This window comes from Variovorax sp. P1_G12 (assembly GCF_056405555.1).
This window is the reverse complement of the sequence record NZ_JBFUBW010000076.1, coordinates 1-7,163: the sequence shown is the minus strand read 5'-3', so window position 1 is coordinate 7,163 and position 7,163 is coordinate 1. Positions and strand designations below refer to the sequence as shown.

Annotated in this window: 8 protein-coding genes; 2 read left to right on the top strand and 6 right to left on the bottom strand. The window is 67.2% G+C overall.

Annotated features, from left to right (window positions below):
• The 4 genes from AC1D2O_RS37425 to AC1D2O_RS37410 form a co-directional block, all read right to left on the bottom strand.
• On the bottom strand, positions 1-753 hold a 753-nt coding region (locus AC1D2O_RS37425; protein WP_478158903.1), incomplete at its 3' end, for an efflux RND transporter permease subunit.
• Between the two features lie 12 nt (positions 754-765).
• Positions 766-1,899 carry an efflux RND transporter periplasmic adaptor subunit gene (locus AC1D2O_RS37420; protein ID WP_478158902.1) on the bottom strand — a complete coding sequence of 378 codons (1,134 nt, stop codon included), beginning with the start codon at positions 1,897-1,899 and terminating at the stop codon, positions 766-768.
• A 93-nt stretch (positions 1,900-1,992) separates the two neighbouring features.
• Positions 1,993-4,371, bottom strand: a complete 2,379-nt coding sequence (locus AC1D2O_RS37415) for a nucleotide disphospho-sugar-binding domain-containing protein (RefSeq protein WP_478158901.1) — start codon at positions 4,369-4,371, stop codon at positions 1,993-1,995.
• Positions 4,368-5,234 (bottom strand): alpha/beta fold hydrolase, encoded by an 867-nt coding sequence (locus AC1D2O_RS37410; protein WP_478092792.1) that lies wholly within the window; start codon positions 5,232-5,234, stop codon positions 4,368-4,370. Before AC1D2O_RS37410 ends, AC1D2O_RS37415 begins: the two co-directional genes overlap by 4 nt.
• 458 nt (positions 5,235-5,692) lie before the next feature.
• Between AC1D2O_RS37410 and AC1D2O_RS37405 the strand changes: the two genes are divergently transcribed.
• Together AC1D2O_RS37405 and AC1D2O_RS37400 are read left to right on the top strand one after the other, a co-directional pair.
• Complete coding sequence (locus tag AC1D2O_RS37405) at positions 5,693-5,830, top strand: hypothetical protein (protein ID WP_478092790.1); 138 nt, start codon at positions 5,693-5,695, stop codon at positions 5,828-5,830.
• Positions 5,831-5,912: 82 nt separating this feature from the next.
• Positions 5,913-6,185: a hypothetical protein gene (locus AC1D2O_RS37400; protein WP_478092789.1), complete on the top strand. Its 273-nt coding sequence runs from the start codon at positions 5,913-5,915 to the stop codon at positions 6,183-6,185.
• 79 nt (positions 6,186-6,264) lie between these two features.
• Here AC1D2O_RS37400 and AC1D2O_RS37395 read toward each other — a convergent pair whose 3' ends face one another.
• On the bottom strand, positions 6,265-6,918 hold the full coding sequence (locus tag AC1D2O_RS37395; RefSeq protein ID WP_478092787.1) for a glutathione S-transferase family protein: 654 nt from the start codon (positions 6,916-6,918) through the stop codon (positions 6,265-6,267).
• A 128-nt stretch (positions 6,919-7,046) separates the two neighbouring features.
• Positions 7,047-7,163, bottom strand: a 117-nt coding sequence (locus tag AC1D2O_RS37390) for a transposase domain-containing protein (protein WP_478158904.1), incomplete at its 5' end; no start/stop codon positions are given.

The following is a 7,163-nucleotide window of genomic DNA, read 5'->3' as shown; positions in this document are numbered from 1 at the left end:
CTCCATGCGGGCATCGATCTGCACCACGCGGTCCTGCTCGAGCGAGCGCACCGAGCCGACCGGCAGCGCCTGGTTCTCGCTGCGCACCGCGTCCACCACCTGGCTGGCGCTGACGCCGAAGGCCTCCATCGCCTGCGGATTGAGATAGATGTTGATCTCGCGCTTGGTGCCGCCGACCAGCGTGACGGAGCCGACGCCGCGCACGTTCTCCAGGCGCTTCTTGAGCACCTGGTCGGCCCAGTTGGTGAGTTCGACCGTGTTCGGCGGCCGGAGGCCGGCACTCCCGCCGGCCTCCGAAGGAGCGCCCGTGCCGCCTTCGGGCAGCACCGCCACTGACCACACCGCGCGCGCGGCCGGGTCGAAGCGCTGCACGCGCGAGTCCTTCACCTCGTCGCGGAACAGCGGCCGCACACCGGCCACCTTCTCGCGCACGTCCTCGGCCGCCTTGCGGCCGTCGACCTGGAGCTGGAACTCGATGATGACCACCGAATACCCCTCGTGGCTGCCCGAGGTCAGGTTGTTGATGCCAGCGACCGAGTTGACCGCTTCCTCGATCGTCTTGGTGACTTCGCTTTCCACCACCTCCGGCGAAGCGCCCGGGTACTCGGTGACCACGACCACGACCGGCAGTTCGATGTTCGGGAACTGGTCGACCTTCAGCCGCTGGTACGAGAAGGCGCCCAGCACCACGAGGGCGAGCATGAGCATGGTCGCGAAGACCGGATTCCGGAGGCTGACGCGCGTGAACCACATGCTGTTCGGTCCTCAGGGCGCGGCAGTGGCCGGCGCGAGCCGCACGGCGGTGCCCTGGCGCAGCGGGCCGAGGCTGCCGGCCACCACCACCGCGCCGTCGTCGATGCCGCGCACCGAGACCATCGTCTGGCCGTCGAATTGGCCGCGCAGGCCGGTCTCGACCGGTCGGTGCACGATGCGTCCGTCGACCACCATCTGCACGTAGGGTGCCGGCTTGTCGGTGCGCACCGCGCTCAGCGGCAGGGCCAGCGTTTCGGTGCGGCCGACGTCGATCGTGCCCTGCGCGAACAGGCCCTGGCGGAAACCGGTGGAGCGGTCGAGCCGCAGGTAGACCAGCACGCTGCGGCTGCCCGCCTGCGCGCTCGGATTGACGCGCACCACGCTGGCGCCGACGCTGCGTTCGCCGCTCTTCGGGTCGGCGACGCTGCTGCCCTCGATCTGCAGCGTCGCGCGCTGGCCGACGCGCACCGCGACCGAGTCGGCCGCGGCCAGCGCGGCCTCGACCTCGATGCGGCTCAGGTCGACCACCTCGATGATCCGGGTGTCGACGCCCACGCGCTCGCCCGGCTGCGCCAGGCGTTGCGCCACCTGGCCCGCGATCGGGCTCTTGAGCACGGTGTCGTCGAGCGACTTGCGCGTCATCTCGACCGCGGCCAGTGCGGCGCGGTGGGTGGACAGCGCCGCATCGAGGTTCGACTGCGAGGTGTCGAGCGCGGTGCGCGAGATGAAGCCTTCCTCGACCAGCGCCTTGTTGTTGTCGAAGGTGCGCTGCGCCACCTCGGCCTGGGCCCGGGCGGAATCAGCCTGTTCCTGGGCCTGGCGCACGCGCGAGCGGTATTCGATCGGGTCGATGCGGGCGATCACCTGGCCCGCCGCGACCGTGTCGCCCTCGCGCACCGTGAGACCGATCAGCTCACCCGCCACACGGGCCTTGACCTGCACCGAATCGACCGCGCGCAGCGTACCCGAGACCGGCAGCGTCTCGGCCAGCGCGCGGCGCCCGGCCCGCGTCACCTCCTGCGCGGAAAGCGCCAGCACGGGCTCGGCCGCGGTGTCGCCGAGGGCCTTCGTCGCCTTGGCACCGATGGCACGCAGGGCGGCGCCTGCAAGCAACAGCAGGATCAGGGCCGCGAGGACCCATTTCAAGGTTCTGTTCATTCAAGTGTCTCGGCCGCGGGCAGGACCGGCGGCGCTGGGGTTAAGGACATGGCCGCCAGGCAGGGCGGCGGCGCGTGATGGTCAGCGGGCGTCCCGGCTCGCGGCGCAGCGCCGGGCCAGTTCGGGATGCAGCGCATCCATGGGGCCGCTGCGGCGCAGCAGGCCATCGATCCAGCCTCTCAGCAGGGCCCGGGTCTTGATCCTCTTGTTCGACTCCAGCAGCCAGATGGCCAGCAACTGGTGCAGCGTCAGCAGGTTCACCACCGCGACGCCGGTGAACAGCGAGGGATGCAGGCGCCAGAGCGCGAGACCGTTGCGGGCCAGGTAGTAGCGGCGCGTGGCGTCGTGGTTGAGGGCACCGATGCGCACGCCCGCGAAGCGCTTGTGGATGCGATCGCCCAGGGTATGGCGCAAGGTGAGAGAAGGCACGATGAACATCGAGACCCCCTGGCCCACGGCACGCAGGCAGTACTCGGTGTCGACATGGTCGATGACGAAGTCTTCCCGGAATCGGCCCAGCGTCTGCCAGGCGTCGTCCGAGACCACGCAGCCGGAGGAGATCAGGAAGGAGCAGCGCAGCAGGCTCGCGAAGTCATGGCCGCTCTGCTGCGCGTTCACGTCGAGCCGGCGCAGGCTCGAGCCCTTGCCGCTGACCGTCGGCAGGAATTCCTGGACCTTGGTGTCGAAGATCTTCGGGCCCAGGATGAAGCGTTCATGTCCCGCCGTGCGGCAGGCATCGCCGGCCTGCGCCATGACCTCGAAATAGCCCCGGGGCAGGACCGAGTCCTGGTCCAGCAGCACATGGGCGTTGACTCCGCGCTCGGCCAGGGCCGTGATCCCGAGGTTGAAGGCGCGCGCGATGCCGCCCTGGTTTCGGTTCGCGATGCAGTGGACGCCGGCAGCCTGCAGGCAGGCCCTCACCCCGGTCAGCTCCGTGGGCGAGTTGTCGACCGCCACGATCGGAACGCCCTGCGCGGCCAGCGTGCCGACATGCGTCAGTTGCATCGGCGAGGGCTTGTACAACACCACCACGGCGCCGGGCTGCGTCGTTTTCATGGGGCAACCTCGACCGCCGACGCGGGAGGGCGGGGGGCGGTGCGGCAAGGGTCCCGCAGGTCCGGGGGGGGCCGCCACGCCCTGGCCCCTGGCCAGCGCTTCCAGCAGATCCACCGCGCGCGCGCAGGCCCCGGCGCCGCTGTCGCGCAAGGTCCAGGCGCGAACCCGGTCGCAGGAGGCATGGACGGCCTCGTCGGTCAGCAATCTCGACAGGGTGCCGGCGATTGCATGCGAGCCCGCGTTCGAAGGAAGCTGCAGGCCGCACGCCTGGGCCACCACGCGACAGGCGTTGTCGAACTGGTCGTGGGCGAAGGGCATCAGCAGCTGCGGCACGCCGGCCGCGAAGGCGAATGCGGTGGTGCCGATGCCGCCGTGATGCAGCAGCGCCGCGCTGCGCTCGAGCAGCGGACGCAGCGGAACGAAGCGGCGTTGCAGCACCGTGGAGGGCAGCACCGGCATCAGCGACTCGGCGCCGATGAAGACCGCCCTCAGGCCCAGTCCGGCGACGGCTTCCAGTGCCCTGCTGAAGAAGTCCTGTCCGCGCAGCAGCGTCGAGCCTGCCGTGACCACCACCGGCGCGGGGCCGGCGTCGAGGAAGGCCTGCAGCCCGTCGTCCAGCAGAGCGCCCTCGGGCCGCGGGGAGGGCGGCTCGAACAATCCGAAACCGGCGAAGTGCAGGGGATGCGGCCAGTCGGGCTGCACCGGCGCCAGCCATGGCGGGAACAGCGCCAGCACGCCTTGGGGCGAATGCACCCAGCGACCCAGGATTCGCCGGGTCGGGGCCAGCCCCTCGCCGCGGCGCAGCCGCTCGAGGTCCGGCGCGATCAGCGGGTCGATCACGCGACGCTCGATCAGCCACAGGGCCAGGCGGCGGCAGCCCGGCGGCCACCATGCGGGCAGCGAAAAACCGGCATGCGTGGGCGGCGACATGGCCGACAGCAGCGTCGACGGCGACACCTGCGCCGAAAGGTAGGGCACCTGCTCGGCTTCCTGCAGCACGCGTGCGCTGAAGGCCCAGAGGGAGCCGAGCATCGCCACGTCTTCGCCGGCCGCGCGGCTGGCCCGGACCTCCTGCCGCAGGAGGTCGAAAAGCGGAGCGACCGAAGGCGCGAGCACGCGCCACAAGGTGCGCAGCGAACTGCGGGGGTGCCAGAGCGCCGGGTCGGCCATCGCCGCCTCGTACTCGGCCGCCGTGCCCACCGGCAGGAAGCGCAGCCCGCATGCCTCCACCAGCGCCTGGAAGGCCGGGCTGGTGCAAAGGGACACGCGGTGCCCGCGCGCCAGCGCGCTCCGTCCGATCGCCAGGAAGGGGTGCACGTCGCCGGCGGAGCCGAGGGCGACGATCAGAAGGTGCAGGCCGGCGCCCGAATTGTGGCTCCCCTGCTTCGGATCTGGGGGACTCATCCCGGAATTCGGGCGCGACCTGCCGAGGACGGTTCGCTGCGGCCGTGGCGCAGGAACTCGAGCACCGTCTGCTGCACGCGGATGCTGGCGGCCCGGTTCTCGACCTCCAGAAAATGGCCGGCGCCCGGAATGGTGACGAAGGCGCAATCGCGCAGGAAAACCGTCATGGCACGCACGTCCGAGGCCGGCGTGTACGCGTCGAGTTCGCCGTTGATGAAGAGCACGGGGACCTCGATCGCCTTGAGGCGCTCGCGGTGGCTGGCAATGTCCAGGCCGAGGATCTGATCCACGTGGAAGCGGATCTGCGTGATCTCCGGTTCCTCGATCCGCGTCAGATAGCGGTAGTTGTAGAGCTTGAGCAGGCGCGGCAGATGCTTGCCCACGGTTTCGTTGAGCAGGTGCGCGGCCTTGGAATACTGCTTGGCATCGATGAAGACCCGGGCGCCGTCGACATAGTCGCGCATCGGCCCGTTGAGGGTCGGCGAGAACGAACCGACCACGGCACTGCGCACCCCCCTCGGGCGCTTGCCCAAGGCCAGCAAATTGGCCACGCCGCCCCACGAGACCGACACCACGTGATGGATGCAGAACTGCTCGATCAGGCCGAGCAGCACGGCCACCTCGTCGTCCTTTGACAGCAGGCCGAGCTTCGCGTTGTGTTCCCTGGACTGGCCCGAGTGCGGCAGGTCGTAGAGCAGCACGTTGAAGTGATCGGTCAGCGACCGGGCCATCTGCCGGAAAGAGGCGATGGTCGCCAGGGCCCCATTCACCAGGATGACCGAAGGCTTGGAGGAATCCGATTTGTAATGTTCTACAAAGACCTGAAATCGATCGACGGATACTACGGATTGACTAATCTGCACGTTGCATTTTGTGAGTGAAAGAACTGAGGGAGGATGTGCGCTTGCAATGCTAGGTTGAAATACCCATGAATTGATTGCGCAATGACAAAGATCGTGCTGAACCCTTGAATTTTTCTCGAAAACAAGAAATCATCTGTCATTCAATTGTCAATTCTTCGAATCGACTGACAATTTCGTTCGTTTTGTTTCAATTCAAAATAATTTAAAAGATCTATATCTCAGTTCTTCTTGCGAAATTGCGTCCACGATGGGCGCCTCCGGTCGGGTGGCGTCGAGGCGCACCCGTGGCGGCGGACCCATGCGTACGGGCGGCCACCCAGATGTTGTTTCGCAAGATCAATGCGTGGCTGGGCGTGGACGCGGTCCGGTCAGACCGGCTGAGGTGACTCCTCCGGAGCCGACGGTGCCTGCGACGCCCGATTCCAGCAATACGTCGATTGCCTCGGGCATCTGCGCGAGTGAATCAATCCGGCTCCGTCTGGGCGGTCAATTTCCAGGGGCTTGAGGTCGATGAAATTGAAGGGGTAAGCCGCCCGCGCGGCGACACCCCGGATGAAGCATTCCCGCAATTCGCAAAAAAGTATCAGCTGAGATGAAACCGTTGGCTGCAAAGCAGGGCTTTTGTCCTGTTTTGTCTTGCCCGGGCTTTGTGGCCGCAGCGGGCGACGAACAGGCGCCATGACCCTGCCCCATGACGAGGGCGCGGACGATCCGTGGCGCGATCACCGCCTTCGAGCGCCGCCGCCGGCCCTCGCCGAAAAGACCGGCGAGCGGCTCAATGCCATCGATATGCGCCTGGTCAAGATCGAGACGCGCATGGAGGAGGGCTGCAAGAGCTTCGCCACCAAGGCCGATCTGGCCGAGGCCAAGAACAGCATCGTGATGTGGGTGGTGAGCACGGTGCTGCTCGCGCAGCTGTTACCCGCCGTCCTCCAGAAGTTCGGGCTTTAGGCAACCGAATTTCTGGGGCGCTTGAACAGCCGCTTCGGAGCGAAGCGTACAGCCGGTGCGGGGCCCAGAGCAGACCTAGTCAGTCGCCCTGGACCTTGCCAGTGAACACCGCCAGTTGATCGGCGAAAGCGCGTTGGTAGGCCGGCCGCGCTTCGCCGCGGGCGACATAGGCGCAAAGGTTTGGATATCGCTCCAGCAACCCCGACCCGCTCAACCTGCGCAGCACCGTCACCATCAGCAGGTCGCCGGCGCTGAATGCACCGTCGAGCCAATCTGCATCGCCAAGCCGGCTGGAAAGTTCACTCAGCCGTACACGGACGCGATCCTCAAGCACAGGCAGGCGCTCCCCATACCAGGTCTTGTCGCGCTCCAGGAGTGTGGCGTATTCGCGATCAAGGATCGGCGGCTCCACCGTGTTCAGCGCGGCAAATATCCATGCGATCGCGAGCGCCCGAGCTTTCGCATCGTCTGGCAGCAGGCCGGCATGGCGCTCGGCGATATGGAACACGATGGCCCCTGACTCGAACAGGGCGAGATCGCCTTCTTCATAGGTCGGAATCTGCCCGAAAGGATGAAGCGCGCGATGTGCGGGCTCCTTCATCTCTTTGAACGAAACGAGGCGAACGTCGTAAGGCTGGCCCACTTCTTCAAGCGCCCAGCGAACGCGCATGTCGCGCGCCAGTCCCCTGCCGCGATCGGGCGACCGTTCAAAGGCGGTGATGGTGGGGGTCATATGAAAAGCTCAGGGTGGGCGATCATGGTCTTCCGGTCCGAGGTGCTCTGTCAAGGTGGGTTGTATCGTAAGCCGTCAATGAACCACGCCCTTGCGCGTGGTGTCGGAACCGATGTGCGCAGGGCGGTCTACAGCGCGCCGAGCTCGATGTTCCAGGGCAGCAGCGCCTCGTAGTCGTCAGCCGTCTGCGCCAGGGGCAGCTTCTTGAACAGGGCGACGAGGTACCGGTAGGGCTCGATGTTGTT